The organism is Ignavibacteriales bacterium (assembly GCA_016709155.1).
In the GTDB taxonomy this organism is placed as follows: Bacteria; Bacteroidota; Ignavibacteria; order Ignavibacteriales; family Ignavibacteriaceae; genus JADJEI01.
In genome coordinates this window covers 885,644-910,874 of sequence record JADJEI010000001.1, presented here as the reverse complement: position 1 = coordinate 910,874, position 25,231 = coordinate 885,644, and the positions used below count along the sequence as shown (strand labels likewise).

Below are 25,231 nucleotides of genomic sequence, written 5' to 3'. Positions count from 1 at the left end.
CTGGAAAGTTAGAAGATTATAGAAGACCCCACAGTTTTCGTAAGAGCCATTCAATCGCTAAAGAAAAAATCAAGATTACCAATAACCATTCATTAGACCATAGAGCAAATTCTTTTCTGATTTCTTTCTCTTTGGAAGATTGAATAGTTAATTCGTTTATCAATTTAAAAACTCCGGAATAGTTATCAGGCATATAAAATCTACCACCGCTTTGGATGGATAAATTATTAAGAAATTCCTTGTTCATTTGGAACGCACTTAATTCAACATCCAACTCCCCTATATTAAAGGAACCCCCATCACGACCATAAAGAATATTATCCTTATTTGCACTACCCTTAAATGAAAAATCACCTCTATCATTTGTTAGAAACTTCCCTTCGTAGAGTCCATTTTGTAACGAAGTCAAAGTAATTTTTGAAGAATTCTTGTCGTTTGTAATCTCAACATCAACAGAGGCATCAACAACAGAATTAAATGACTCATCATATACTTGTGCTGTAAAATCTATAACCTCTCCTGGTGAATAAATTTTTTTGTCTGTTTTAATTAATACTTTTTTCTGCTTCTCATCTGTATTTAACCAGCGCAGCGAATTCAATATGAATCTGTCAAATAAGTCGGATGTTTTATCTGAAGTCTGAAGTTTCCATTTCCAAATATCTTTTGCTAAAACTGCAATTGTGCGACTCCCAAGATTCGAGGAGATAACAAGCGGATTGGAAATCGGAATACTATTTATTCTGGAATTAATAATCACCTCGCTTTCAGGTTTGGCAATAAACTCAGTATTTTCCTGAAACACTGGAGGCAGGTTATTCCACTCTTCAATTATATCATTGGCATCATTTTTAATTATATTATTTCTACTTTCCTTTGCCGTTACATTTGGCTGAACCTCTATCTGTTCTGTACCCACCCGCTTGATTGAAAAAGGCAGAACCGGCGTAAATATTTTTAGTTTATTAAGGTCGGTGCTTTCTGATAATAGAAAATAGAACGGCTTCCTGTCGTTTTTTATTTTAGAATAAATATCATCTATGACAGCAGAAGGAGTATTCTTTGCAGGAAATCCTATAAGGAAAAAAACATCAGCACTGTCTATTAGTTTTGATTTGTTATGATCCTCAAGAAATTTATCAGCCGATATTTGTGTAATTGAATTTACACTTAAGTTTTTATCACTCAACAAAGAAGTTTTTATAAACGACAAATCAGCGGAGGGCGAACCTGCTACGAGCAGGACTTTGACTTTATCATTTAAAACATTTATAAAAGATATTTTTTTATTATTGGCATCTGAAAATTCAGCAGCAGTTTTGCCGAGTGATATTGTTAATTTCTTCTCGCCGGTAGAATGGGGTGTATAATCAAACTTTTCTGTTTGCACTCCCTCCTCACTTAAAGTGATAATTTTTTGCTCAAGCAGTCTATCATTTTCGAATAAAGAAAGGGAGGTGCTTCCGCCGCTTAGTTTATAATTGGTAATTGTCGCAAGTACTTGAGTCGGAGTTTCTGAGTAGATAAAATTATTATTGAATATGCCTTTTACCTCAGCATCATTTCGTGTGGATGTGTCGCCGATACCAATTGTAAAAACAGGTACACCAATTTTTTCAGCCTGGAAAATCGGGTTGCTTCCGTCGTTAATTCCACCATCGCTAATTACAGTGATTGAAGTTATAATTTGCTCTTCAGTATTTAACTGGTTGAAAATATTTGCAAAGTTACTCAAACCTTCATCAAATTTGATTTTCTCAAGGCTATCTTTCGAAACAGTTTTGATATCGCTGCCAAATGTCTGAAAGTCGAAATTAGTGGAATAAGAAGAAAAATCATTTACAATATTTTTTATTTTTGTTTGACGGTCCGAACCGTCATCAATTTTAATTGAACGAGAATTGTCTATGAAAACTAAATTCTTTGGAATGATTTCTATCTTTTTTGAAAAGCCTAAAACAGGTTCGAAGATTAGAAAGAGAAGCAATATTAATGAAATTGATCTCAAGAGAATCAGTACACTCCTTTTGAATGCACTTAACGGCGGTACTGTAACTCGATGAATGAAATAAGTAAAACCAATCAGTAGAATTATAGCAAGAATTAAAAAATAACTTGAGTATGAATAATTAATTTGAATATCATAAATCCCAAACATCAGATTATAAACTCCCCTCTTACAACGGTCACCGCATCTCCAATTATGATTAATTCATTTTTATTTTGGTTATAACTTACAGTTACACGTCCAGGACGATTTAAAATATCACCTTGTTCAAATGTGCAAACAATAATTTCAGGTCTTGTATCAATCAAGTTTAATCTTTTCAGAATTAATAAAAGGGGACCATTAGCTGAGCCCGTAACTATGTCCTCATCAATTCCATCTGCGGGGGCAAAAAATCTTGAGTAAGCCTGGTTTGCACTTTCATTTGTTTGAAGAGTATAAAGCATCACCGAATTAAACAAACTATTTGTTGTGATTTTACTTAGCTCAATAAAATTGGGTGATACTTTATTAAGGTCGTTTAAAAAATCAATAGCGATAAAAAGAATTTTATTATGAATCAAAAACGGTAAATCAGAATTAACAATTTCCTCTTCTATTCTCAATGCAGTTAAAATATTTTTTTGTCATCCTCAAAATTTTCGACAATATTAATCGGGATTTCCATAAAGTATTTTCCATCCTTAAAACCACAGCGAAGATTGCCCGAACGTGTTTCAAAAATTAATTCTTGATTCTCCGCAAGCTCATTATTTTCTTTTAAAAAATGTAATGCGGCAATTGTAGCATGTCCGCATAGATCAACTTCAGACGTTGGGGTTAACCACCTTAGTTTGTAGTTACAATAATTTGATGATGAAATAAATGTAGTTTCCGCAAAGTTTAATTCGCGCGCAATTAACTGCATTTCAGATTCTGAAAGTTTATTGCTCATCAACACACCGGCAGGATTTCCGGCAAAGGAATTAGATGTAAAAGAATTTATCCGCGAGTACTTAATTTTTCTTACCATTTAATAAAGTTTCAAGTTTCCACTCCCTCATATTATTAAAAGTATCATAGTCAGTCAGGTCAAAATGGATGGGTGTGACTGACACAAAATTCTTTTTAACTGCCGCCTGATCAGTATCAATTTCGTTATCCATTTCCATTAAGTTACCGGTTAGCCAATAATAATCTTTACCGAATGGATCAATTCTTTTTTCATAAATATCATCCCACTTTGATTTTCCCTGCTTAGTCAATTTTATCCCCCCAATTTGATTTTCCGGAATTGCCGGAACATTGACGTTTAATAAAGTACCTGCAGGTATTTTTTTTGAAACAATTTCGACGGAAAGCAGTCGTGCAATTTTCCCGGCGAATGTAAAATCTTTTGCTGCGTGACTTGTTACAGAAATTGCAATGGAAGGCACATCCATTATAGCAGCTTCTCTGGCTGCTGAAACTGTTCCTGAATAAATAATATTTATCGCTGTGTTTGAACCATTATTGATTCCCGAAACCACAAGATCGGGGGAAGATTTCATAATATTCCTGATACCCATTTTGATGCAATCAGCCGGAGTTCCATCAACAGCGTAACCAAAAAAAATATCATTTTTAAAATATTCTGTAACTCTCAAAGGGTACTGCATTGTTATTCCATGACCAACTGCACTTTGTTCATTTCTCGGAGCTACCACGGTTACCTCTCCAATTTCTTTTAAAGCATTTGCAAGAGAAAATATTCCTGGAGAATTAATCCCATCATCATTGCATACTAAAATTTTCAATTCATTCCTTTAGTCTAATTGTTCAGAAGATTTAATGTTTGCAATTATAAATTTACAAATGTTCATTCATTTTTATTAAATATATCTTCATCCCGTTTTGTAATTTATAATTATAAAAAAGATTATTAATGCAGCCTTTAATTATTAGACCAAAAATATACAATCCTTACCGGGATATTATTTCCGGAGTTAGTTCTAAAATTGGTGCGGGGAGAAAAAAACCATTCTTCTTCAATCTATCATTCAATGTCGGGGATGATGAACAAATCTTAAAAGAAAATCGGAATTTATTTTTTGACGCTCTAAATTTGTCCGAACAAGAATCTGCGTTTCAAAACCAAATCCATAGTGATATAATTACCTATGTTGATTCACCGGGAAATTGCGGGCAGTCCGATGCGATGATCACAGACAGGCGTGGTTTGGCGCTTGCTGTCAGTATTGCCGATTGTACTCCAATCTTAATTTATGATAAATCTAAAAAAGTGATTGCTGCTGTTCACTCCGGCTGGCGGGGAACTTATAAGGAAATATTATTAAAAACTATTTCGAAGCTTGTAGATGATTTTCATTCTGACCCGACCACTTTCATTTGTTATATCGGACCGAGTATCAGTCAAATTAATTATGAAGTTGATAATGAGGTCGCTGAAAAATTTCCCGAAAAATATTCTGTAAAAAGAGATCATAAATATCTGCTTGATGTTTCGGGAATAAATTATGATTTCTTGGTCGAGGCGGGAGTAAAAAAATGTAATATTCTGAAGTCAATTCTCTGCACATTCACTTATAAAAGTATTTTTCATTCGTATAGAAGAGATGGAAAAAAATCCGGCAGATCACTTGCTGTAATTTGTATGAAGGATCATTTAGATGACCGATAAACTTAAAATAGTTTTAGTTTATGGTTTGATCTGTCTGATCTGGGGCTCCACCTGGCTTGCAATCAGAATTGGGCTTGAATCATTTACACCTCTTTTTTCAGCAGGAATAAGATTTATTATTGCCGCAATTGCAATATTACTTATCACAAGATTAAGCAAATTGCATTTTCAATTTGATAAAGTTGCAATTATGCTATACGTTGTTATGGGATTATTTTCATTCGTTATTCCATTCGGATTGGTCTATTGGGCTGAACAATTTGTGCCATCAGGATTAGCCGCTGTTTTGTTTGCTGTCTATCCTTTTTTTGTCGCAATTTTTACTTTTTATTTAATTAAAACAGAGCGGATTAATTTCTTAAAGACTGTTGGAATGATAATCAGCTTTATTGGAATAATAGTGATATTTTCAAATGATCTAACCGGGAATATATCAGATAATTTGATTGGCATGATTGCGGTAGTGATCAGTGCAATTATGCAGGCAGTTATTGCTGTAGTTATAAAAAAATATGGCTCACACCTTCATCCTTTGTCAATGAATTTTTTCCCAATGTTAATTGGCGGAATGTTTCTTGCGTTTATAGGTTTATGGTTTGAAGATATTAATAACATCACGATAACAATGCCGGCGGTGTTATCAATATTGTATTTAGCATTATTCGGAAGTGTTATTACTTTCACCTCTTATTATTGGTTGATGAAAAAAATAAATATTGTGCTGCTTTCATTAATCTCTTTTATTACTCCGGTCATTGCAATCATTATTGGTTGGATTTTTTACGGCGAAAGTTTACAGCCTCGGCATATTGCCGGTGCAGTATTAGTATTGGCAGGAATTGCGTTTGAAAATCTATTCAAAATATTTAGAAATGAGACGAGCGAGTCCATTTCCAGGCAGTGATTATTAGTCGAAAATCACTATTTTTAGTTAGGATAATTTCATTACTACTCTTAAGTATTTATGCAGAATATAATCAGAATAAAAAAAGCAACTTTCTACGGTTATCATGGTGTTCGTTCGGAAGAGCAAAGCGTGGGGGGAAAGTTTGAAGCAGATGTAGATATTTATACCGACTTTTCTAAAGCCGCAACTAAAGATAGTTTGAGCGGCACAATTGACTATCATAAAGTTTATTCATTTATGTACGAGCTTGCACTTAAAGAAAAACATTATCTCATTGAATCATTAGCTAACAAAATTGCCGATGAATTGATGAAAAGATTTGAAGGAATAAATGAAATAGCTGTCCGTGTCCGAAAAAATAATCCGCCCGTCGGCGGTGTTGTTGAGTGTGTTGAAGTTGAAGTAATAAAAAACCGGAGTGAAATAAAATAATATTGATTCACCAAATAAAAGATTTTTCGCATACCGCTTTTATCGGAATCGGAACAAATGAAGGTGATAAGTTAGCGAACATTCGTTTTGCACTAAGTGAAATTGATGAATCAGATTCATCCTCAATTGAAAATGTATCTTCCATTTGCGAAACATTACCAATGGGTGAAGTTCAACAGGAAAATTTTTTAAATGCCGTTATAAAAATTAAAACTAAATTATTACCCGAAGGTTTGTTTTTATTTTTAAAATCTATTGAAAAAAAAGCTGGCAGGATTAAACGCGAGCGATGGGGTCCGCGTGAATTAGATCTTGATATTCTTTTTTATGACGATATTATTTATAACAAAAATGAATTAATTATTCCGCATTCCGGAGTTATTGAACGTGACTTTGTCCTTGTTCCATTAATTGAAATTGAACCGCATTTGATTCACCCGATTTTAAAAGTTGAACTTAGTGAACTACTAAAAGAACTTAAGACAAAGAATATCCTAAATAAAATTCATGAAAACATTAAAGCAATTACGGTTTGAACTTGGAAAGTACTGAAGTTAAATACATCGCTATTGAAGGCGCTATTGGTGCAGGTAAAACTACTCTAGCCAAAAAATTAAAAGAACGACTCAACTCAGAGTTAATCCTTGAGGAATTTGAGGCAAATCCATTCCTGGAAAAATTTTATTCTGATAGAAGACGGTTTGCATTTCAAACGCAAATGTTTTTTCTGATCAACAGGTATAAACAGCAGGAGCAGCTTAATCAGGAAAATCTCTTTACTGACTTTATTGTTTCGGATTACATTTTTGAAAAGGATAGAATTTTTGCATACATGAATTTGAGTGCTGAAGAATTGAAATTATACGAATCTATTTTTCCGCTGCTTGCCAGAAGTTTACGTAAACCGGATCTCGTAGTCTATCTTCAATCCGGACCGGAAAGATTAATGTATAACATTAAAAAACGAGCAAGAAAAATCGAACGGAATTTAACACGAAGTTACATCGAAGAACTAAGTGAATCCTACAACCATTTCTTTTTCAGATATCAATCTACTCCCTTGCTCATCGTTAACTCAACCGACATTGACTTTGTAAATAATGAAGAAGATTTTGACGAACTTTTCAAGCAGATATTCAGAGAGGACCGCGGATATACCGAGTACTTCAAACCCGAATCAAGGAGGCAGGAATGACCGGGTTTTTCAAACTGTTAATTTATTTTTTGATATTTTTTATTATTTATAAGCTCATTCTCTATATAAAAATGTTGAATGCTTCAATGAATGCCTCGAGAAAGAAGTATTCAAATCTGAACCGGCAGAAAAATGAACAAAGCAAATATCGCGATATTGAAGATGCACATTACATTGAAGTAAATGACGATCCGAAAAAAAAAACCGGTAATTAGATTATATGAAGTATGAAAAAATATTTTCAAGCTTAATATTATTCTTCCTAAAAATATTTCTCTCGCTTAAAGAAAGTAACAGCCTCGATTTAGGAAACCCTAAAAAAATTCTCATCATCAGGCAGCATAATCAGCTTGGCGATATGTTTGCCGGTGTTTCGCTGTTCAAGGCAGTCAAACAAAAATATCCGGAAGCAAACGTCACTTTAATTGCAAGTCCCCAGAACTTCGCAGCAGTACAAAATAAATTTATCTTAAAGTTGTTTGTCTTCGATAAAAGCAAATTGTTTCAGTTCAATTATCTTAAAAAACTTTATCAAATTCTTAGAACTGATTATGACGTTGTGATTGTTCCCGTAACAGTTTCAATTTCTTTAACAAGTAATTTGCTTGCAAGATTTTCAAAATCGAAAATCAGGATTGGTCCGGCTTCATTAGATGGCAAAGTGAATGATAGTGCTTTCCTTTTTGATAGAAGAATCAATCTTGATTGGCGAAAATATCATGATTGTCATATCGCTGAACGGATTCTTGATATTGTACGACCGTTCGGTATTGCCACTGAAGATTTTAGATCAGAATTAACTTTAGATAGAAATGATGAATTGATTGCAAATAATTTTATCTCTAAAATCAAACCGACAAATGGAGAATTAATTATTGGCTTACATGTTGGCGCCGGCAAACCGCAGAACAAATGGGCGCTGATAAATTATGTCACACTGATCGGATTACTTCAAAAAAAATATAAAGTAAAATTTTATTTAACCGGCACTGATACTGATCGAGATGAAATAAATTTTATCCTGGCGAACTCTCCGATTAAAATACTTACTTTTCTGAATCAGCGGATAACCGCAGTTGCATCTTTAATATCTAAAAGTAATTTATTTATTAGTAATGATACAGGAGTAATGCACGCTGCCGGTACTACAGAGACTCCGCAGATAAGCATCTTTGGACCGACAAACCCTCTGAACTGGGCGCCGATTGGTATCAATAAATTTTTTCTTCGTAAATCAGAATTGATTGATGACGTCCATCCGACTGATGTTTTTCAACTTTGTAAATCTATTTTAGATAATCAGAAAAAATAATGGCACGTAAAATATTTTCAGCAATTGATATGGGAACAAATTCCTTTCACATGATTATTGTTGAAATAAAAAAAGACGGATCATTCAAATATCTCGATAAAGAAAGGGAGGTAGTAAGATTAGCCGCCGGTTCTGAAGGAAGTCTGGGCGAAATTTCTGAAGATGATATTCAAAAGACGATTTTCCTCCTGAATAATTTTAAACAGCTTGCAGATTATTACCACTCCCAGCCAAGAGCCGTAGCAACAAGTGCAATCCGTGAAGCACGCAACAAAGTCTATTTTATTGAACGAGTAAAAGCCGAAACCGGAATATCAATTGAAGTAATTGATGGCAAACACGAAGCCGGACTTATCTATCTCGGAATGAATATGGCGCTAAATCTAAGGAATAAAAATGCTGTCAGTTTTGATATTGGAGGGGGAAGCACTGAAATAATTTATTCGCATTCCGGAGAAATTAAATTTGTTGAAAGTTTGAAATTGGGAGCTGTTCGTCTTTCTAAAATGTTTTTCCCAAATCATATTCTTACTGAAAAAACATTTCCGAATGTCGCAGCTACATCGAAAATATTTTTAATAAACATCCAATTCCTTATCAAGATATGAAGTATGACACAGCCGTTGGCGCATCGGGAACGATACAATCGGTTGCATTTATTATTTCGTCTTTAAATAAGAAAAAGCCGCTCAAATCAATGAACAACTTTGTGATAACTGCTGATGATTTTCAAATGGTTCTGAATGAAGTACTGAATAAAAAAACTACCGATGAAAGATTATCCATACGTGGAATGGAAGCAAAGCGTGCGGATATTCTTCCTTCAGGATTGCTGATCCTCGAACATATCTTTAAAGTATTTAAGATTGACGAAATGAGAATTTCGGAGTTTGCGCTTAGGGAGGGTATAATAATTGATTCTTACAATAATTATTTGAATTCTAAATCCTGAATTAGTTAAAACACAATAAATACTGCAATAATTCTAAAATGTGTTGGACAATATTTTAATAAGAATTAATATTCTTTAGTACCTAATTATCTAAGGTTATCTACTTACCATTGGCTTAATAAAATTGAAAATCAAACCAATAATAAACCTTTATCGATAACATCTATTTAAATTTAGAAACTCATCTACCTTTTAACAAACTGCGCCCGTCTTTATATTAGCAATCCAATTTAGAGAGATTAATGTTAAACTTTAGAAACTTTTGCATAATTGCACATATTGATCACGGTAAATCCACTATAGCAGACTGCCTGCTCGAGCAAACAGGAACAATTACTAAACGCGAAGCTAAGGCTCAGATTCTTGACGATCTTGATCTTGAACGTGAACGCGGGATTACAATTAAATCTCACGCCATTCAGATGAAGTACTCAGCGAAGGATGCTCAGGAATATATTTTGAATTTGATAGATACGCCCGGTCACGTTGATTTCACTTATGAAGTCAGCCGTTCGCTTGCCGCATGCGAGGGGGCGGTGCTCGTTGTTGATGCAGCACAGGGAGTGGAGGCGCAAACAATCAGCAATCTTTATCTTGCTATTGATGCCGGGCTTGAAATTATTCCGGTGATAAATAAAATTGATCTGCCAAGTGCAGAGGTTGAAAAAGTAAAAGGACAAATAGTTGATCTAATCGGCTGTAATGAAAATGAAATACTTTTAGTCAGCGCTAAATCAAAAATTGGTATTGAAGATTTATTAGATAAGATAGTAGAAAAAATTCCCCCTCCCAAAGGCGATCCCGAGGATAAATTGCAGGCGGTTATATTCGATTCGGTTTTTGATCCTTATCGCGGCGCAATCGCTTACATAAGATTATTTAATGGAACTTTAAGAACCGGGGATAAAATAAAATTCTTCGCAACCAACAAAGAAATGATCGCCGAAGAAATTGGGGTGCTCGGTTTGCGTAAAATAAAAACAGAATTATTAAGTGCAGGAAATGTTGGCTACCTGATTTCGGGAATGAAAGATGTTCACGATGCTAAAGTCGGCGACACGGTTACACATTCACGCAACGGTGCAGCAGAACCCCTCCCCGGTTACAAAGAAGTAAAGCCAATGGTTTACAGCGGACTTTACCCAACAGTAACGGAAGACTTTGAGGACTTACGCGATGCACTTGAAAAATATAAGTTGAATGATTCGGCTTTGATCTATCAGCCTGAAACATCCGTAGCACTCGGTTTTGGTTTTCGCTGTGGATTTTTAGGCATGCTTCACATGGAAATTGTTCAGGAAAGATTGCGCCGCGAGTTTAATCAAACAATTATTGCAACTCTGCCAAACGTTGAGTATTACATCTATAACAAAAAAGGCGAGAAGGTTGTTGTGGATAATCCTGCAGAGATGCCCCCACCCGGCGATGTTGATGAAGTACAAGAACCTTATGTGAAAGCACAAATAGTTACCCCGAGCGAGTATGTCGGAAACATCATGAAACTTGCTATGGAAAAGCGCGGCACATACAAAAACACTACCTATCTTGATCCAACAAGAGCAGACCTTCAATTTGAAATTCCACTTGCAGAAATAATCTTTGATTTCTATGACAAGCTAAAATCAACCACGCGCGGTTATGCTTCACTCGATTATGAATTTATCGGTTATCAGAAATCTGATTTAGTGAAGCTTGATATTCTTCTTAACAGCGAACCCGTAGATGCGCTTTCTATGATTGTTCATCGTAGTAAATCTTACGATTGGGGAAAGAAGGTGTGCGCAAAGTTAAAAGATTTAATTCCGCGACAAATGTTTGAGATATCTATTCAAGCATCGCTCGGTACGAAAGTAATTTCAAAATCAGTAGTGAAAGCACTTAGAAAAAATGTTCTTGCAAAATGCTACGGTGGTGATATTACCCGTAAGAGAAAATTACTCGAGAAGCAAAAAGGAAGGAAAGAAGCGAATGAAGCAAGTCGGTAACGTGGAGATTCCGCAGGAGGCATTCCTGGCGGTATTGCAAATTGATGAATAATTATTCGAAACTTCTGAAATATTATTTTTCTGTTATCCTGAGCCTGTCGAAGGATGGAAATATTGATAATAAATTCACACTACGATGGTGGCAATGCCACCACTCAGTGTGACAGTATCAAATATTTTTGATAATTTTTCAGAAGTCTTGATTCATAAAACTTTTCAACAATAACATTTTTAATTATATGAAATTAAAAACATTAGCCCTATTCGTTATACTGATTACCTTTTACTCATCTGCTCAGACGAAATACTTTATTTATTTTAAAGATAAAGGCATTGACAAAAATCAAACTCTTAGCAAACACAGCGTTGAATTTCAAAATGCACTTTCTAATTTATCACACAAAAGTATTGAGCGCAGAAAAAAAACTCTTGATGAAGATCACCTCATTTCATTTGAAGATCTGCCGTTAAAAGCGGAATATGTCAGAGAAATAATTTCTAACGGAATTAAAATAGAAAATAAGCTCAAGTGGTTTAATTCAGTTACAGCATATCTAAATGATGAACAAAAAAATATAGTTGAGAAATTATCTTTTGTCGAAAAGATAATTCCTGTTAGAACACTCGTTTTAAAAATAATTTCACTCAACCAGATCAACAGTTAAATAAACCTGCTGAAGATCAAGATTTATCTTATGGTAATTCATTTACGCAGCTTGATCTTTCGGGGATCCCGCAAGTCCACTCAAAAGGAATTACAGGGGAGGGAGTAATCATCGGACTGCTCGATACCGGCTTCAACTGGCACGAACACGAAGCATTAATAAATACAGACGTTTTAGCCGAGTATGATTTTATTTTTAAGGACAGCATAACAGCAAACGAAAGTGAAGACAACTTATCACAACATGGTCACGGCACTTATGTTTTATCAATCGTTGGAGGATTTAAGGATGGGGCACTAATCGGAGCATCATTTGGGTCTGATTTTGTACTTGCAAAAACTGAAGACATACGAAGTGAAACTCACGTTGAAGAAGATAATTACGCCGCCGCACTCGAATGGATGGATTCAATAGGCGTTGATGTAGTAAGCAGTTCGCTCGGTTACAGTGAGTTTGATGCAACTGATTTTTCATATTCGTATTCAGATATGAATGGTCATACAACAATTGTTAGTCAGGCTGTCAATCTTGCTTTTGAAAGAGGCATAGTTACAATTACATCTGCTGGCAACGAAGGTTCATCCCCCTGGTTTTATATTACTTCGCCGGCTGATGCATTTGATGTGATTTCAGTTGGTGCAGTCACAAGCAATAATAATGTTGATACATACAGCAGCCGCGGTCCAACCTTCGATGGAAGAATAAAGCCTGAGGTTGTTGCGATGGGAACATCTGTGTGGGGAGTGATCGCCTCACAGCTTAGCGGTTATGCATCTAATAGTGGTACCTCTGCTGCAGCACCGATTGTCGCCGGTGTTGCGGGACTAATACTTTCAACTTATCCGCATTTATCAAATATTCAGGTGCGAAGTATTCTAATGGAAACGTCTGATAATGCAGCATCTCCTGACAATGAAAGAGGCTATGGTTTAGTGTCTGCTGTGAATGCAATTTCATACCCCAACCTTCAAAGAATTACAAATTCATTTATTCTAAATAAAATATTTTTTAATAATACTTCTATTGTCCCGGGTTCGGTGAAGGTTAATTTTATCGGCAAGGAAGGACAAAGCAACTCGTTGCCAATGGGTTTTGATAATTTGTACAAATACAATGTTGAAGTACCGGCATATTTTGATAATGAATTAGTTCAATTTTATTTTTCATTTACCGATAGTTTGGGTAATACAATTCGTGAGCCGTCAAATACGAACTACAAATTCAGTTATGGCGATCTGGAAATTGCTCTTAATCTCTCGTTGCCTGCTTTTGCCGGTGATTATATAATTAGTGATCTTTATCCCAATCCTTATATCCCTTCAGATCACAATACCGTTCGGTTTAATTATAAATCAGCAGGAAATGAAAAATTAAAGTTGATGATTATTGATGCAGCTGGGCAAAAAGTAAAATCGTTCGAGACTGTTACTGCAGAAGGTGAAAATTTTATGGAGTGGAATGGATATTCAGACAACGGATATTTGTGTGCAAGCGGAGTTTATTATTTTTTAGTTGAACTTAATGGACAGCAGTTCGGAAGAAAACTGATATTATTGAAATAGATTTATTTAGTGAGAATATAATTATGAATCGAATTATTTACCCCAACCAGCAGAAATATCTTTCTGATTTTGATAGCAGCTCCGATGAATTATTATTAGAGATGGAGAAGTTTGCTGTCGAAAAAAATATTCCAATTCTTGCAAAACAGTCGGCTAAATTTATTGAGCAAGTAATCCTTATTCATAATCCTAAACGGGTTTTAGAAATTGGAACGGCTATCGCATACACCTCAATTAGGATTGCAAGATTATTGAAGAAGAAACGAATCGTAGATACGATTGAAAAAAGTGAAGATAATATTTCGCTTGCCGAAAGTTTTATAGAAAAAGCGGGGCTGAAAGATCGAATCCATATTCTCAAAGGAGAAGCATTCAATATTATTCCTCAGCTTACAAAGAAATATGACTTTATTTTTTTGGATGCGGATAAACAGGATTATAAAAGATTATTGGATTACTCGCTTGTTCTTTTAAAGAAGGGTGGAGTAATTGTTGTTGATAATCTTTTGTGGCATGGATTTGTTGCCGGTAAAAGTGTTCCCGCTGAATATAAAATTTCAACTAATCATATAAAAGAATTCAACAAGATATTTTTAACTCAGCCCAACTTAAGAAGCTCTATTCAACCGATTGGTGATGGATTGGGGATTGGAATAAAAATTTGAACAAATCTTATGAATGAATTAAGTCTTTCAAGTGGAATAGAATTATTAAAAGTAGTTGATAAATTTTCTCAGCAGAAAATAAAGAATCGCGATTCACTTCATCTGCTATTTGATATTTGTATCGTAAAAGAAAAACTTCAACTTTTAGAAGAGTTAAGTTTCACCTCAAAATATCTAAATGGTTTAGCCCGCGTTTTAATTAGTGCTTCAAAAAATTCAGATTATTCGAATATAGAAAGTATTAAAAAAGATTACTCTGAAAATATTTTGAGGGCGACTGATCAACTGAAAAAAATTATTATGCTGTTAGATGAGCAGGCACAAAAAATATTTACTACTGTATTTCTTGACTTAACACCGGAGGCTTTTGCGAAATTAAGAACGTTGTTTGAAGATCTTGAGTGGACAAAAAAATATTTGAATGCTTTGAAGCGAGGAGAACTAAATTAAAAAAGAGAGCCTTTCAGCTCCCTTTAATTTTTAAAATAATCCGGTTTATGTTTTTGCAATCCATTTTTCTAACGCAGAAAGCAAATGAGTCATTGCAGTAATTAGCGGACGGTGCTGGGTTTCATCAATATCCTGCAAAATTTCTTTGTGAATATTGAGATAAGCATTATTTAATTGCTGCACAAGTGCCATCCCCCTTTTCGAAAGGAAAACTCTCATATTGCGCCTATCACTTGGATCAATCTCACGAAGGACATATTCCTTCTGAACTAAGCCATCTATAATTCGAGTAAGCCGGCTTGGGCTGAGATTCATTCTTTCGGCTATTTGTTTATTGTTCACGCTTTCTTCAGCGCCAAACAATCTCAGGCATCGGAACTCAGCTTGCGTAAGTTTGTGTGCTTCAGCTAATCTGATTTCTTTTTCCTGACAATTTGCTAACAAGCTGAAAGTTAAACTGGCTAATTTTTCAGCCGTACTATTTATGCTATTCGTTTCTTCCATAAGTCCCCTAAATAATTAATTGATGATAGCAAAAATCGCTAAACATTAAAATTAAGTCAAGAAGAATCTTTCACTTTCTAAATTTTTCTATCTAAGTCCATTATGAACTATTATGTCTGAAATTTATAAAAATTCTACATCTTGAGTTATTGAATAGATCAATGTACTTTCTGAAAATTCTTTTAATCTTGATTCTATTTTAAGTTGATCAGATTGTTTAAATAAGATTTCGAATGAAACTTTCTCTGAATAATTAGTAGTTAAAATCTTTCCGCCATAGTCATCAATTATTTTATGAATTATCTTCATATCAGTAAAATCAACTGTGAGAATAAATTTTTTATAAGCGTATTTTTTTATCAGACTGCTCTTTTCGATAGCGGAAAATGCGGCGTGGTAGTATGCTTTGCCAAGAGGTCCAACACCGAGCTTTGTACCACCAAAATATCGTACCACAATAATAGCGGCATCTGTAACATCAAAATGAGTAAGAGCATTGTGAATACGAACCCCGGCAGTGCCGCCAGGTTCGCCATCGTCCGAATACTTGAAGGCTCCATCATGCAAACGATAAGCATAGCAATGATGTGTAGCGTCAAAATATGTCTTTTTTATTTTTAAAAATGATTTCTTAAAATCTTCTTCACTCTGAATAGGAAATAATATTGCAAGAAATCCGGATGATTTTTCCTTGAATTCAAATTCTACTGTTTTACCTATTGTTCGGATTTCGATTACACTATTCATAATTATTGACTTGACTGACGCATAACAAAAATATTTGATTATCTGAACTGCTATTCCTAATATAATTGATTGAATTAAAAAATATAAATCTTCATTGGAAAAAGATACAATAATTATCCGCGGTGCACGCGAACATAACCTAAAAAATATTGACCTTGATATTCCACGTGATTCATTTACAGTAGTCACTGGTTTATCGGGCTCTGGCAAATCATCTCTTGCCTTCGATACAATTTATGCTGAAGGTCAGAGGAGATATATCGAATCGCTTTCGGCTTATGCCCGGCAATTTCTTGACATGCTTGAAAAACCGGACGTTGATTTAATTGAAGGCTTAAGCCCGGCAATTTCAATTGAACAAAAATCTACAAGCGGCAATCCTCGCTCCACTGTGGGAACAGTAACAGAAATTTATGACTACTTGCGTTTACTTTTTGCAAGGCTTGGCGTTCAACATTGTTATAATTGTGGTAAGCCTGTTTCAAAGCAGTCTTCTTCTCAAATTATTGATTCAATTATTGTGGCTAATAGCGGTAAAAAAATTTATGTTCTCGCTCCGATGATTCGGGGAAGAAAAGGTCATTACCGGGAACTGTTCGAGCAGATTGCTTCTGATGGCTTTGTTAAAGTTCGTGTGGATGATAAATTCCATGAAATTATTGATGGTTTTCATGTTAATCGGTATCAAATACATAATATTGAAATTGTTGTTGATAAACTTTCAGCTTCTGAATCCTCCAGGAAAAGATTAACCGAGTCTGTTAACGTAGCACTTAATTATGGGGATGGGGTTGTGATTATTAATGACGGTGAAAAGGATTCAATATTCAGCAAGCACTTAGCTTGTTTGGATTGCGGAATTAGTTATCAGGAGCTTGCGCCAAATTCATTTTCATTTAACTCCCCCTATGGTTCGTGCAAAGATTGTGAAGGACTTGGCGAGAAAAAAAGAGCCTGATATGAATCTAATAATTCCTGATTGGAATAAATCAATTAATGAAGAAGCGATAGCCGCACTTGGAAAGCCTCGTTCAATTTGGTTTTTCAATCAACTTAAATCTGTTGCTGAAAAATTCGGGTTTGATTTTGATACCCCTCTTAAAAATTTAACAACTGAGCAAAAAGATATTCTTATCAACGGCACAAAAGAAAAAATTTCTTTTACTTACAACTATGGAAATAGCAAGCCGGTTACTTATCTGCATAGTTTTTCGGGATTAATTAATTATCTAAAAAATTTTTATAATACTTCAACCTCCAATAATATCCGTGATTGGGTTGAGTCATTTATGAATACTGTTCCGTGTTCAACTTGCGGAGGGGGAAGACTTCGGAAGGAATCTCTTTCTGTTCATTTTAATGGGAAGAATATTACCGGGATAACTAACCTTTCTATTTCTCGATGTCATGAATTTTTTAGTTCACTTGATTTAAACGGGCGTGAAGCGATAATTGCTAAACCAATCTTCAAAGAAATTACCGAGAGATTGTTTTTTCTCTTAAATGTTGGGTTGGATTATCTAACTCTCAATCGTTCGGCACGTACTCTTTCAGGCGGAGAAAGTCAGCGGATTAGATTAGCAACACAAATTGGATCACAACTTTCGGGGGTTTTATATGTGCTTGATGAACCTTCAATCGGGCTTCATCAAAGCGATAATATTAAATTGATAAATTCATTAAAGAATCTTCGTGATCTTGGCAATACTGTTATTGTTGTTGAGCACGATAGAGAAACAATTGAAAGTGCTGATTACATTGTTGACCTTGGTCCCGGTGCAGGTGTGCATGGCGGGGAGGTTTGTCTTGCCGGGGAAAGAGAAACTTTGTTAAATTCTTCCAACGGGAAAAATTCTTTGACGCTTGACTATCTTAAAGGCAGGAAAGAAATTTCTATTCCACTTGACCGAAGAAAAGGAAATAAAAATTATATTGAACTTAAAGGAGCTTCCGGTAATAATCTTAAAAATGTTAATCTTAAAATTCCTCTTGGCACATTAACTATTGTAACCGGAGTTAGCGGTTCAGGCAAGTCTTCATTAGTTAATGAGACGCTGGTTAAAATATTAATGAACAAGATTTACAAATCCCGCACGGTACCCCTTCCTTATCATTCAATTGAAGGCTTGGAAAATATTGATAAAGTAATCGAGATTGATCAATCACCAATTGGCAGAACACCGCGCTCGAATCCTGCCACTTATACGGGCTTGTTTACTTTCATCCGCGACCTTTTTGCCCAAATGCCTGAATCTAAAATAAGAGGCTACGCTACAGGTCGTTTTAGTTTTAATGTAGCCGGCGGAAGGTGTGAAGAATGCAGCGGTGATGGATTAAAAAAAATCGAAATGAATTTTCTACCCGATGTTTATGTGCTCTGCGACGTTTGCCGCGGTAAAAGATACAACCGCGAAACTCTCGAAGTTTTGTATAAAACAAAATCCATTTCAGATATTTTGGAAATGCGCATTGATGAGGCTCTCGAATTTTTCGAAGATCTTCCAAGGATCAAAAGAAAAATAAAAGCTATTCATGATGTTGGACTTGGATATATAAAACTTGGTCAGCAAGCTACAACACTTTCCGGCGGCGAAGCGCAACGGGTAAAGCTTGCTACCGAGCTAAGTAAAGTGAGCACTGGCAAAACTCTTTATATTCTTGATGAGCCAACCACCGGACTTCACTTTGAGGATGTAAACATTCTAATGAAAGTACTAAATAAGCTTGTTGATAAAGGTAACACAGTTGTGGTAGTTGAGCATAATCTTGACGTAATAAAATTAGCTGATTGGATAATAGACCTTGGTCCGGGCGGCGGTGAAAGCGGTGGGGAGATAATTGCAGAAGGAACTCCCGAACAAATAGTTAAAAATAAAAAGAGTATAACAGGCAAGTATTTGGGTAAAGAAATAAAGTGAGAAAATAATTTTGATAGTTAAAAAATCTTACTTAATATAATCTTGATTCTAATTAGTATTATCTATAAAATTTATAAATGATTAAATCATTCGCAGATAAAAATACTGAGCTTGTATTCAATAGGAATTTTATGAAAGGATTTCCTATTAGTCTAAATCGGTCAGCTTATAAAAAGTTACTTTTAATTGATGCCGCCGAGAGGTTAAGTGATTTAAAAATTCCACCTGGAAACAGGTTGGAAAAACTATCAGGAGAATTAGCCGCGAAATATAGTATTCGAATAAATGAACAGTGGCGGATTGTTTTTCAATGGAAAGAAAACAGCGCACATCAAGTTCAGATTATTGATTATCATAAAGGATAAAACATGAGCCTTAAAAAGAAAATATCACCTGTTCATCCTGGAGAAATTTTGTTAGAAGAATTTCTTATTCCAATGGGGATAAGTCAGTATCGTTTAGCAAAGGATTTAAATGTTACCCCAACCAGGATTAATGAAATTGTTCTTGGCAAAAGAACTATTACAGCGGAGACAGCACTCCGGTTATCCCACTACTTTGGTTTATCGGAAAGATTTTGGCTGAACTTGCAACTAAAATATAATTTGGAGATAGAGAAGGATATTTTAAAAGATCGGATTGTTCGTGAAGTTCGCCGTTATGCAGCAACTTAGTTGTTTGATAGAGATTATTTTATCGTGTCATTTTCTTCTTGAATTATTTCAAAATTCATTCTAATTTAGTTCAGCGTGTCTAATCAAATAATTACTTTAACAATCTAAGAGAGGTTCTTATGAAAACTCGTTCTTTGTTCGCAGCACTGTTTTTGTTTGTCGGCTTTAACAGTTTTTCATTCGCACAAGATGAAGATATGATGAAAGCCTGGCAGGAATTTATGACTCCCGGTCCAATGCACAAAATGATGTCGGGAATGGTGGGGGAGTGGAATACCGAAATGAAAATGTGGATGGATCCTTCACAGCCGCCTACCGAATCTAAAGGCAAGATGAAGTACGAAGCTATTATGGATGGAAGATATTTCCTCGGTAAATTTGAAGGTGAATATACAGGTATGCCTTTCCACGGTATGGAAATTACCGGTTACGATAATGCGAAGAAAAAATTCTTCTCAACGTGGATTGATAATTTCGGGACAGGCATCATGATGCTTGAAGGGACTATGGATGAAGCAACTCGAACAATTACTTATCGAGGCACATCTACAGATCCAACTGGAAAAGAGATGAGGGTAAAGGAAATCATGAAACACATTGATGACGATCATGAATTTATGGAAATGTACATGGAACAGGATGGTAAAGAAATGAAAACCATGGAAATGCATGCAAGGCGTGTGAAATAATTTCTCCTTAAAGATGCAGAGTTAATTTTGCTCTGCATCTTTAATTTATCTGCCTGCGAATATCATTCATAATAAATTTTATATCCTCATCTTCCGGATGGAACTGACTGTAAATTTCATAATAGTGAAGAGCTCTTCCCCACTCATTTAATTCATAATTACACATACCCAGATAAAGAATTGCTAAATCTTTTTCCGGCAATGCTTCATCAAGCAGCGCCTGTTCAAAAAAATAAATTGATCGGTCAAACCTTCCATTCTGATATTCAATTAACCCAAGGTCATGTTTCACTTTTCCGATGTCGGGATTTAAAGCCATTGCCTCGAAATTTCTTTTAAATGCATCTAAGTAATTCTTATCGGCGTAATGAGCCTCACCAAGCTTGTTTAGAGTTTTCCATGTCGGCAGAAATTCTACTGCCGTTTTGTACGCTTCAATAGCATCTTTAATGTTTCCCTCCTCCATCAGTTTGTCACCTTCGAGAATAGCCTCTGATGCATATTGCATTCTATCTAATAGTTCCATTATGACCTTCTTAGTTTTTCATTAATCAAAGAAAATATTTTCTGTGTAAAAATGTAAAAAATTTTATTTTAAAAAAATATTTTAATTTATAGGTATTTCAGTCTTCTTCTTTCTATAATTTTTTAGCACTGACTGATTAAAAAAATCCATTGCTTCATCAACATTTCCGGCAAACTCGATTGCCAGCATATTTATGTTTTTCATTAATTGAATTTCCAGTGCTTTTCTGTTTTGTGCAGATAGAGTTTTTGCATCTACCACCTCTGCCATCTTTAAAAGCTGCGCACTTCTGGCGTTTGCAAAATTTGTCTTATAAACATTAAACATATCTACAAAAGCAGCACCAAGATCCGCCTGGTGCAAAACAGCAGAATTTACAAACCTTGTTATCAGTGATTCAATATTTGAAAGATGAGCAGCCCAGTATTCAGTAATACCGTAAGGGAAAAACTCCTGGTACTCTTTTGAAGCCACCCCCCATATACCGCGAATTGTTCCCTCCTTTTGACTAACTGCCTGTTTGAACTCATCAACGATTTTCATGAGGTTAATAGTTCGCCCCTGCTGAGCAGCGAACTTAGTGTCTTCATCTGAAATTGCACTTAGGTAGGCATCGTAAACTGTAGTCGTGTCCGAAATTATCTGGTTATACTGCCCCCCCGTGTTTTTTGCTGCCAGCCGTTGTATGTGAATTTCCGCGAATTGCTTCAAGCTATTATCAGAAATTTCCTTAGTTGCAAAGTGATTGTTGAAGAATTGTTTTAAGTTTATCATAAGGCTCAGGTTTCTATTTTATTACATTCTGTTTTTTAAGAAATAAACAAAATGAATGCCAAATGATATTCAGGATTTTCAGATTATGATCCAATAAATTTTTTACACTATTCTATATTTTATTAAATGGATTAAATAAGTTTAATTGGCTATTCTGAAAATTAAGAATATGATTTAATGATTATTTTTTTCTATTTCAAAAATTAAGAATAGCATTCAATGAATATTTTTACCTATTCTTAAAAATAAGATTATAATTAGCAAATTTTTTATTGTATTCGTTTTAATTAGAAGTAAGTAAAAATAAAATTTATCTGATGTAATAATTTCCATAATAGGTAAAAATGAATGTAAGAAATACCGAACAACTTTAACAGATGGAAACGGAAGATTCAGAGTTTTGAATGAGAAAAATTTAAGGGAATGATTTTTCGAGCGTGGCATATTTCAAATTATTTTATGAGGATAGAAGTCCGTCAATGGCGCAAGATCATTTGTTGCAGGGATATTCTTTTAGTAATTATCATATCATAAAAAATAATTTTTACATTACTGATTTGAATTGGTTTTATGTTAACTGAATATGAGTTTGTGATTGTCTTTCTTGCCGCGGTTGCTGCAGGAGGAGTGAATGCCCTTGCAGGGGGTGGTACACTCATTTCATTTCCGGTACTTACTGCCCTGGGTATCCCCCCGGTTGCCGCAAACATCACAAACACTATTGCGCTTTGTCCCGGATACTTTGGCGGCGCAATGGCTCAATCCAATGATCTTAAAAATCAAAAATCAATTTTAATCACTTTGATCCCTGCAAGTATAATGGGTGGGTTAGCCGGCGGATTGCTTCTATTGAATACCGGTGAAAAAGTATTTGGCGAACTTATACCTTACTTAATTTTGTTTGCCTCTATACTGCTCGCGCTTCAAAGTCCATTACGAAAGTGGTTACTCAAACGGGGTGGGAAATATACTAAGGGATTATCAACTAAAGTATGGATGGTAATTCCAATTGCAATTGCTGCAGTGTACGGCGGTTACTTTGGCGCAGGATTGAGCGTAATTATCCTCGCAGTTCTTGGGCTTGTGCTTGACGATTCACTTACGCGTCTGAATGCCGTCAAACAGGTCTTATCATTGAGTGTGAATATTTCAGCGGCGATATACTTTATGTTTTTGGATCAGGTTGTGTGGGCGGCGGCAGTTGTTATGTCAATCGGTGCTTTAGCCGGGGGTGCATTAGGGGGCAGGATTGCCGGCAAAATAAAACCTGACACTCTTAGAATATTTGTTGTAATTATCGGTGTTGCTGTTTCTATAATTTATTTTATCAAATAAATATTTACTGTAGTGAGCCGATTAATATTATTTAACAAACCATACAAAGTACTCACGCAATTCACTGATGGCAGCGGTAGAAAAACTCTTGCTGATTTTATTAGCATTAAAAATGTTTATGCCGCCGGCAGACTCGATTATGATAGTGAGGGATTAGTCCTTTTAACAGACGATGGAAAAATTCAGCATTTAATTTCGGACCCCAAACATAAAATGCCGAAAGAATATCTTGCTCAGGTAGAAGGAATTCCTGAAGAATCAGCTTTAGATAAATTACGAGTTGGTGTTGAGCTGAGTGATGGATTAACCTTACCCGCAATCGTAAAGCTAATCAATGCCCCATCCATTTGGGAACGCTCGGAACCAATCCGTGAAAGAAAAAATATTCCCTGTAGCTGGCTTTCTATTACAATTAAAGAAGGAAGGAACAGACAGGTTCGTCGAATGACTGCAAACATTGGCTATCCAACGCTTCGATTGATCAGGACAAAGGTAGGTGAATGGAGTCTTGGCAGCCTTCAGCCTGGTGAGTGGCGGGAGGAATCGTTAGTGGAAATTAACAAGATTAGATTTAGTTTGTGAAGGAAAACAAATATTTTTATTCAGGAGAAGTTTAATGGGATCAAATACAGTAGCAAAATGCTGGCTTCATGTAATTATTTCAACTCAAGAAGAGGAAAAATTATTTTCTCACAAGGAGGTTGCATTAAAGTTGAGGAACTTTCTCTTTCACTTTGGTGAGATGAATGATATCAAAATCAAATCATGTTCAGCAGTTGGAGAGCATTTGCACATGCTAGTTGACTTGCAGCTTCATTATTCAATTGATGAGCTTGTGAATAAGATCAGAAACGCTGCAGCCGCGTGGCTGAATGAGCAAAACTTTTTTGAAAAAGATTTCAGTTGGGAAAAAAGTTATGGCGCATTTTCTGTATCACCCTCAAATATTCAGAAAGTTGTTGAATACATCAACGATCAGGAAGATCATCACCGCACCGAATCATTCGAAGAAGAATACCAGCACTTTGTTGAAGCTTATGGAATTTATTAGCAAGCTTCAATCCGAATCATTTAATTACTATACTTCTTTTGAAATTGCAGTAATTTTTATTTTACCTGCTCGTTTGAAAAAAAGAGTAAACTCACCCTCACTACCTATGGGCATATCTTTCTTAACTTCAAATACCATTACGTGAAATGAACGCGGTTTAAATTCAAAGGTGCTTTTCGCGGGTATCACAATAAAATCCACCTGCCTCATTCCCATCTGATCATTTCCTTTGGAGTATGTTTCGTGAATTTCAAGTTCATCGGAAATATTGCTTGAGATATTGTAGAGCGTATCAGGTTTATCGCCTGTATTTTCAACAGTGAAGAATAACCCGGTGGTCATTCCTTCGGAAACAAGTCTGAACCAGGGGTTAGTAACTTTTATATCATCATTGCCGGCAAAAGTGAAAAGTGGAATTAGTAAAAAAAGAAAGTATTTCATATTAGTCCTCTAATTTTTTTATGTCGTTATAAAGTTCATCAAGATTTAATTTACTGCCGGAATAATATTTCCGCAGACTGCCTTCATAATCAATCAGAGAAATTCTATCAGTGTGAATCATTGAGTATCTAAGCTTCCCTTCGCTTGAATAAGATGTATCTGAAGGGAATGCTTTTACTTCAAACTCATCCATGAGTTCTTCGATTGATGTTTTATCACCCGTATAAAAACCCCACCGTTTCAAATCAATATCACGGATCGCGGCAAATTTATTTAATACTTCCGGCGTATCCCTTTCCGGGTCAAATGAGACGACTATGAAATTAATGTTGGTGACATTTTCTTTCAATAGCCTTTCATCAACAAGCTGCATATTGTGAGTAGTCATCGGGCAAATATCCGGGCAGTTTGTGTAAATGAAAGCAATCACCGTTGTCTTACCTGCGATTACATTGTTAAATTGTTTCCCATTTCCGTTTTGATCAATCAATTTTGTATTGACGTTTGATAGGTTTTTATCTATCGGAAAATCCTGAATGCAGGAAGTTAGAGTAAAAGAAAGAATAATTAATATAGATAAAATATGTTTCATAAAGTCTTAATTTTAGTTGGTCAAAATTATTCAAAAGGAAGTAGATAAAAAAAGTAATTGAGAAAATTGAATCATAGACGCAAAGTTTTCGCAGGCTGCGAAAATATTTCGTAGTAGTTCTTTTATTATTGGTTGAATTGTTAGATAAATATAATAAATAAATTGTGGCACTCTGATTGTAAAGTTAA

Annotated in this window: 30 protein-coding genes and 2 pseudogenes; 21 read left to right on the top strand and 11 right to left on the bottom strand. The window is 35.2% G+C overall.

What is annotated here, in order from left to right:
• Nucleotides 1–16: 16 nt before the first annotated feature.
• The 4 genes from IPH11_04675 to surE are packed head-to-tail and all read right to left on the bottom strand — an operon-like array spanning nucleotide 17 to nucleotide 3,783.
• Nucleotides 17–2,158, bottom strand: coding sequence for a hypothetical protein (locus IPH11_04675; protein ID MBK6912981.1), 2,142 nt, complete (start codon nucleotides 2,156–2,158; stop codon nucleotides 17–19).
• On the bottom strand, nucleotides 2,158–2,613 hold the full coding sequence (locus IPH11_04670) for a PhzF family phenazine biosynthesis protein (protein MBK6912980.1): 456 nt from the start codon (nucleotides 2,611–2,613) through the stop codon (nucleotides 2,158–2,160). Before IPH11_04670 ends, IPH11_04675 begins: the two co-directional genes overlap by 1 nt.
• Nucleotides 2,614–2,618: 5 nt before the next feature.
• Nucleotides 2,619–3,020, bottom strand: coding sequence for a PhzF family phenazine biosynthesis protein (locus tag IPH11_04665; protein ID MBK6912979.1), 402 nt, complete (start codon nucleotides 3,018–3,020; stop codon nucleotides 2,619–2,621).
• Nucleotides 3,004–3,783, bottom strand: coding sequence for a 5'/3'-nucleotidase SurE (surE, locus tag IPH11_04660; protein ID MBK6912978.1), 780 nt, complete (start codon nucleotides 3,781–3,783; stop codon nucleotides 3,004–3,006). The genes IPH11_04665 and surE overlap by 17 nt, the downstream gene beginning before the upstream one ends.
• A 128-nt stretch (nucleotides 3,784–3,911) precedes the next feature.
• Here surE and pgeF point away from each other — a divergent pair, with 128 nt between their 5' ends.
• The 11 genes and pseudogenes from pgeF to IPH11_04605 all read left to right on the top strand — a co-directional run bounded on the left by pgeF (nucleotide 3,912) and on the right by IPH11_04605 (nucleotide 12,115).
• Nucleotides 3,912–4,667 (top strand): peptidoglycan editing factor PgeF, encoded by a 756-nt coding sequence (gene pgeF, locus IPH11_04655; GenBank protein ID MBK6912977.1) that lies wholly within the window; start codon nucleotides 3,912–3,914, stop codon nucleotides 4,665–4,667.
• Entirely contained in the window at nucleotides 4,657–5,571 is a 915-nt protein-coding gene (locus IPH11_04650) for an EamA family transporter (protein MBK6912976.1), read from the top strand. The genes pgeF and IPH11_04650 overlap by 11 nt, the downstream gene beginning before the upstream one ends.
• A gap of 60 nt (nucleotides 5,572–5,631) precedes the next feature.
• Nucleotides 5,632–6,006, top strand: coding sequence for a dihydroneopterin aldolase (gene folB, locus IPH11_04645; protein MBK6912975.1), 375 nt, complete (start codon nucleotides 5,632–5,634; stop codon nucleotides 6,004–6,006).
• Nucleotides 6,007–6,008: 2 nt separating this feature from the next.
• A complete protein-coding gene (folK, locus tag IPH11_04640) occupies nucleotides 6,009–6,542 on the top strand; it encodes a 2-amino-4-hydroxy-6-hydroxymethyldihydropteridine diphosphokinase (protein MBK6912974.1) in 534 nt (177 codons plus the stop codon).
• Nucleotides 6,539–7,201, top strand: coding sequence for a deoxynucleoside kinase (locus IPH11_04635; protein MBK6912973.1), 663 nt, complete (start codon nucleotides 6,539–6,541; stop codon nucleotides 7,199–7,201). Before folK ends, IPH11_04635 begins: the two co-directional genes overlap by 4 nt.
• Complete coding sequence (locus IPH11_04630) at nucleotides 7,198–7,416, top strand: hypothetical protein (GenBank protein MBK6912972.1); 219 nt, start codon at nucleotides 7,198–7,200, stop codon at nucleotides 7,414–7,416. The genes IPH11_04635 and IPH11_04630 overlap by 4 nt, the downstream gene beginning before the upstream one ends.
• 5 nt (nucleotides 7,417–7,421) lie before the next feature.
• Nucleotides 7,422–8,513, top strand: a complete 1,092-nt coding sequence (locus IPH11_04625; GenBank protein ID MBK6912971.1) for a glycosyltransferase family 9 protein — start codon at nucleotides 7,422–7,424, stop codon at nucleotides 8,511–8,513.
• Nucleotides 8,513–9,121: a hypothetical protein gene (locus IPH11_04620; GenBank protein MBK6912970.1), complete on the top strand. Its 609-nt coding sequence runs from the start codon at nucleotides 8,513–8,515 to the stop codon at nucleotides 9,119–9,121. The genes IPH11_04625 and IPH11_04620 overlap by 1 nt, the downstream gene beginning before the upstream one ends.
• The gene (locus tag IPH11_04615; protein ID MBK6912969.1) at nucleotides 9,055–9,465 is read left to right on the top strand and encodes a hypothetical protein; all 411 of its coding nucleotides are present in this window, start codon (nucleotides 9,055–9,057) and stop codon (nucleotides 9,463–9,465) included. Before IPH11_04620 ends, IPH11_04615 begins: the two co-directional genes overlap by 67 nt.
• Nucleotides 9,466–9,707: 242 nt before the next feature.
• Nucleotides 9,708–11,502, top strand: a pseudogene (lepA, locus tag IPH11_04610) (elongation factor 4).
• 187 nt (nucleotides 11,503–11,689) lie between these two features.
• A complete protein-coding gene (locus IPH11_04605) occupies nucleotides 11,690–12,115 on the top strand; it encodes a hypothetical protein (protein ID MBK6912968.1) in 426 nt (141 codons plus the stop codon).
• 28 nt (nucleotides 12,116–12,143) lie between these two features.
• Here the strand turns inward: IPH11_04605 and IPH11_04600 are convergent, their stop codons facing one another.
• Nucleotides 12,144–12,347, bottom strand: a complete 204-nt coding sequence (locus IPH11_04600) for a hypothetical protein (GenBank protein MBK6912967.1) — start codon at nucleotides 12,345–12,347, stop codon at nucleotides 12,144–12,146.
• A 169-nt stretch (nucleotides 12,348–12,516) separates the two neighbouring features.
• On the opposite strand from IPH11_04600, the gene IPH11_04595 reads away from it, so the two are divergent.
• Genes IPH11_04595 through IPH11_04585 form a run of 3 tightly spaced genes read left to right on the top strand, consistent with a single transcriptional unit; the run spans nucleotide 12,517 to nucleotide 14,792 of the window.
• Nucleotides 12,517–13,677, top strand: a complete 1,161-nt coding sequence (locus tag IPH11_04595) for a S8 family serine peptidase (protein MBK6912966.1) — start codon at nucleotides 12,517–12,519, stop codon at nucleotides 13,675–13,677.
• A 23-nt stretch (nucleotides 13,678–13,700) separates the two neighbouring features.
• Nucleotides 13,701–14,342 (top strand): O-methyltransferase, encoded by a 642-nt coding sequence (locus IPH11_04590; protein ID MBK6912965.1) that lies wholly within the window; start codon nucleotides 13,701–13,703, stop codon nucleotides 14,340–14,342.
• Nucleotides 14,343–14,351: 9 nt separating this feature from the next.
• Nucleotides 14,352–14,792: a hypothetical protein gene (locus tag IPH11_04585; protein MBK6912964.1), complete on the top strand. Its 441-nt coding sequence runs from the start codon at nucleotides 14,352–14,354 to the stop codon at nucleotides 14,790–14,792.
• Between the two features lie 45 nt (nucleotides 14,793–14,837).
• Here the strand turns inward: IPH11_04585 and IPH11_04580 are convergent, their stop codons facing one another.
• Nucleotides 14,838–15,296 carry a MarR family transcriptional regulator gene (locus IPH11_04580; protein MBK6912963.1) on the bottom strand — a complete coding sequence of 153 codons (459 nt, stop codon included), beginning with the start codon at nucleotides 15,294–15,296 and terminating at the stop codon, nucleotides 14,838–14,840.
• 123 nt (nucleotides 15,297–15,419) lie between these two features.
• Entirely contained in the window at nucleotides 15,420–16,043 is a 624-nt protein-coding gene (locus tag IPH11_04575) for a YigZ family protein (GenBank protein MBK6912962.1), read from the bottom strand.
• Between the two features lie 73 nt (nucleotides 16,044–16,116).
• Between IPH11_04575 and uvrA the strand changes: the two are divergent.
• From uvrA to IPH11_04555, 4 genes and pseudogenes are all read left to right on the top strand, one after another.
• Nucleotides 16,117–18,961: pseudogene (gene uvrA / locus IPH11_04570) on the top strand (excinuclease ABC subunit UvrA).
• A 77-nt stretch (nucleotides 18,962–19,038) separates the two neighbouring features.
• Nucleotides 19,039–19,326: a type II toxin-antitoxin system RelE/ParE family toxin gene (locus IPH11_04565; GenBank protein ID MBK6912961.1), complete on the top strand. Its 288-nt coding sequence runs from the start codon at nucleotides 19,039–19,041 to the stop codon at nucleotides 19,324–19,326.
• 3 nt (nucleotides 19,327–19,329) lie between these two features.
• A complete protein-coding gene (locus tag IPH11_04560; protein ID MBK6912960.1) occupies nucleotides 19,330–19,635 on the top strand; it encodes a HigA family addiction module antidote protein in 306 nt (101 codons plus the stop codon).
• A gap of 119 nt (nucleotides 19,636–19,754) precedes the next feature.
• Nucleotides 19,755–20,324 carry a DUF1579 domain-containing protein gene (locus IPH11_04555; protein ID MBK6912959.1) on the top strand — a complete coding sequence of 190 codons (570 nt, stop codon included), beginning with the start codon at nucleotides 19,755–19,757 and terminating at the stop codon, nucleotides 20,322–20,324.
• Between the two features lie 40 nt (nucleotides 20,325–20,364).
• Here IPH11_04555 and IPH11_04550 read toward each other — a convergent pair whose 3' ends face one another.
• On the bottom strand, nucleotides 20,365–20,850 hold the full coding sequence (locus tag IPH11_04550; protein MBK6912958.1) for a hypothetical protein: 486 nt from the start codon (nucleotides 20,848–20,850) through the stop codon (nucleotides 20,365–20,367).
• Nucleotides 20,851–20,931: 81 nt separating this feature from the next.
• Nucleotides 20,932–21,624, bottom strand: a complete 693-nt coding sequence (locus tag IPH11_04545) for a hypothetical protein (GenBank protein ID MBK6912957.1) — start codon at nucleotides 21,622–21,624, stop codon at nucleotides 20,932–20,934.
• Nucleotides 21,625–22,194: 570 nt separating this feature from the next.
• Here IPH11_04545 and IPH11_04540 point away from each other — a divergent pair.
• The 3 genes from IPH11_04540 to IPH11_04530 are packed head-to-tail and all read left to right on the top strand — an operon-like array spanning nucleotide 22,195 to nucleotide 24,010.
• Nucleotides 22,195–22,959, top strand: coding sequence for a sulfite exporter TauE/SafE family protein (locus IPH11_04540; GenBank protein ID MBK6912956.1), 765 nt, complete (start codon nucleotides 22,195–22,197; stop codon nucleotides 22,957–22,959).
• Entirely contained in the window at nucleotides 22,960–23,541 is a 582-nt protein-coding gene (locus tag IPH11_04535; GenBank protein MBK6912955.1) for a pseudouridine synthase, read from the top strand. It abuts the gene before it with no gap.
• 34 nt (nucleotides 23,542–23,575) lie between these two features.
• Nucleotides 23,576–24,010 carry a transposase gene (locus IPH11_04530; protein ID MBK6912954.1) on the top strand — a complete coding sequence of 145 codons (435 nt, stop codon included), beginning with the start codon at nucleotides 23,576–23,578 and terminating at the stop codon, nucleotides 24,008–24,010.
• Nucleotides 24,011–24,037: 27 nt separating this feature from the next.
• Here the strand turns inward: IPH11_04530 and IPH11_04525 are convergent, their stop codons facing one another.
• Together IPH11_04525 and IPH11_04520 are read right to left on the bottom strand one after the other, a co-directional pair.
• Nucleotides 24,038–24,451 (bottom strand): copper chaperone PCu(A)C, encoded by a 414-nt coding sequence (locus IPH11_04525; GenBank protein ID MBK6912953.1) that lies wholly within the window; start codon nucleotides 24,449–24,451, stop codon nucleotides 24,038–24,040.
• A gap of 1 nt (nucleotide 24,452) precedes the next feature.
• Nucleotides 24,453–25,043 (bottom strand): SCO family protein, encoded by a 591-nt coding sequence (locus IPH11_04520; protein ID MBK6912952.1) that lies wholly within the window; start codon nucleotides 25,041–25,043, stop codon nucleotides 24,453–24,455.
• Between the last annotated feature and the right edge of the window lie 188 nt (nucleotides 25,044–25,231).

Bases quoted from the DNA above. Each gene is read 5' to 3' on its own strand.
- IPH11_04675 (MBK6912981.1), bottom strand. From the start codon at position 2,158: ATGTTTGGGATTTATGATATTCAAATTAATTATTCATACTCAAGTTAT.
- IPH11_04665 (MBK6912979.1), bottom strand. From the start codon at position 3,020: ATGGTAAGAAAAATTAAGTACTCGCGGATAAATTCTTTTACATCTAAT.
- pgeF (MBK6912977.1), top strand. From the start codon at position 3,912: ATGCAGCCTTTAATTATTAGACCAAAAATATACAATCCTTACCGGGAT.
- IPH11_04650 (MBK6912976.1), top strand. From the start codon at position 4,657: ATGACCGATAAACTTAAAATAGTTTTAGTTTATGGTTTGATCTGTCTG.
- folB (MBK6912975.1), top strand. From the start codon at position 5,632: ATGCAGAATATAATCAGAATAAAAAAAGCAACTTTCTACGGTTATCAT.
- IPH11_04630 (MBK6912972.1), top strand. From the start codon at position 7,198: ATGACCGGGTTTTTCAAACTGTTAATTTATTTTTTGATATTTTTTATT.
- IPH11_04625 (MBK6912971.1), top strand. From the start codon at position 7,422: ATGAAGTATGAAAAAATATTTTCAAGCTTAATATTATTCTTCCTAAAA.
- IPH11_04620 (MBK6912970.1), top strand. From the start codon at position 8,513: ATGGCACGTAAAATATTTTCAGCAATTGATATGGGAACAAATTCCTTT.
- IPH11_04605 (MBK6912968.1), top strand. From the start codon at position 11,690: ATGAAATTAAAAACATTAGCCCTATTCGTTATACTGATTACCTTTTAC.
- IPH11_04595 (MBK6912966.1), top strand. From the start codon at position 12,517: ATGGATTCAATAGGCGTTGATGTAGTAAGCAGTTCGCTCGGTTACAGT.
- IPH11_04590 (MBK6912965.1), top strand. From the start codon at position 13,701: ATGAATCGAATTATTTACCCCAACCAGCAGAAATATCTTTCTGATTTT.
- IPH11_04585 (MBK6912964.1), top strand. From the start codon at position 14,352: ATGAATGAATTAAGTCTTTCAAGTGGAATAGAATTATTAAAAGTAGTT.
- IPH11_04580 (MBK6912963.1), bottom strand. From the start codon at position 15,296: ATGGAAGAAACGAATAGCATAAATAGTACGGCTGAAAAATTAGCCAGT.
- IPH11_04575 (MBK6912962.1), bottom strand. From the start codon at position 16,043: ATGAATAGTGTAATCGAAATCCGAACAATAGGTAAAACAGTAGAATTT.
- IPH11_04565 (MBK6912961.1), top strand. From the start codon at position 19,039: ATGATTAAATCATTCGCAGATAAAAATACTGAGCTTGTATTCAATAGG.
- IPH11_04560 (MBK6912960.1), top strand. From the start codon at position 19,330: ATGAGCCTTAAAAAGAAAATATCACCTGTTCATCCTGGAGAAATTTTG.
- IPH11_04555 (MBK6912959.1), top strand. From the start codon at position 19,755: ATGAAAACTCGTTCTTTGTTCGCAGCACTGTTTTTGTTTGTCGGCTTT.
- IPH11_04550 (MBK6912958.1), bottom strand. From the start codon at position 20,850: ATGGAACTATTAGATAGAATGCAATATGCATCAGAGGCTATTCTCGAA.
- IPH11_04545 (MBK6912957.1), bottom strand. From the start codon at position 21,624: ATGATAAACTTAAAACAATTCTTCAACAATCACTTTGCAACTAAGGAA.
- IPH11_04540 (MBK6912956.1), top strand. From the start codon at position 22,195: ATGTTAACTGAATATGAGTTTGTGATTGTCTTTCTTGCCGCGGTTGCT.
- IPH11_04530 (MBK6912954.1), top strand. From the start codon at position 23,576: ATGGGATCAAATACAGTAGCAAAATGCTGGCTTCATGTAATTATTTCA.
- IPH11_04525 (MBK6912953.1), bottom strand. From the start codon at position 24,451: ATGAAATACTTTCTTTTTTTACTAATTCCACTTTTCACTTTTGCCGGC.
- IPH11_04520 (MBK6912952.1), bottom strand. From the start codon at position 25,043: ATGAAACATATTTTATCTATATTAATTATTCTTTCTTTTACTCTAACT.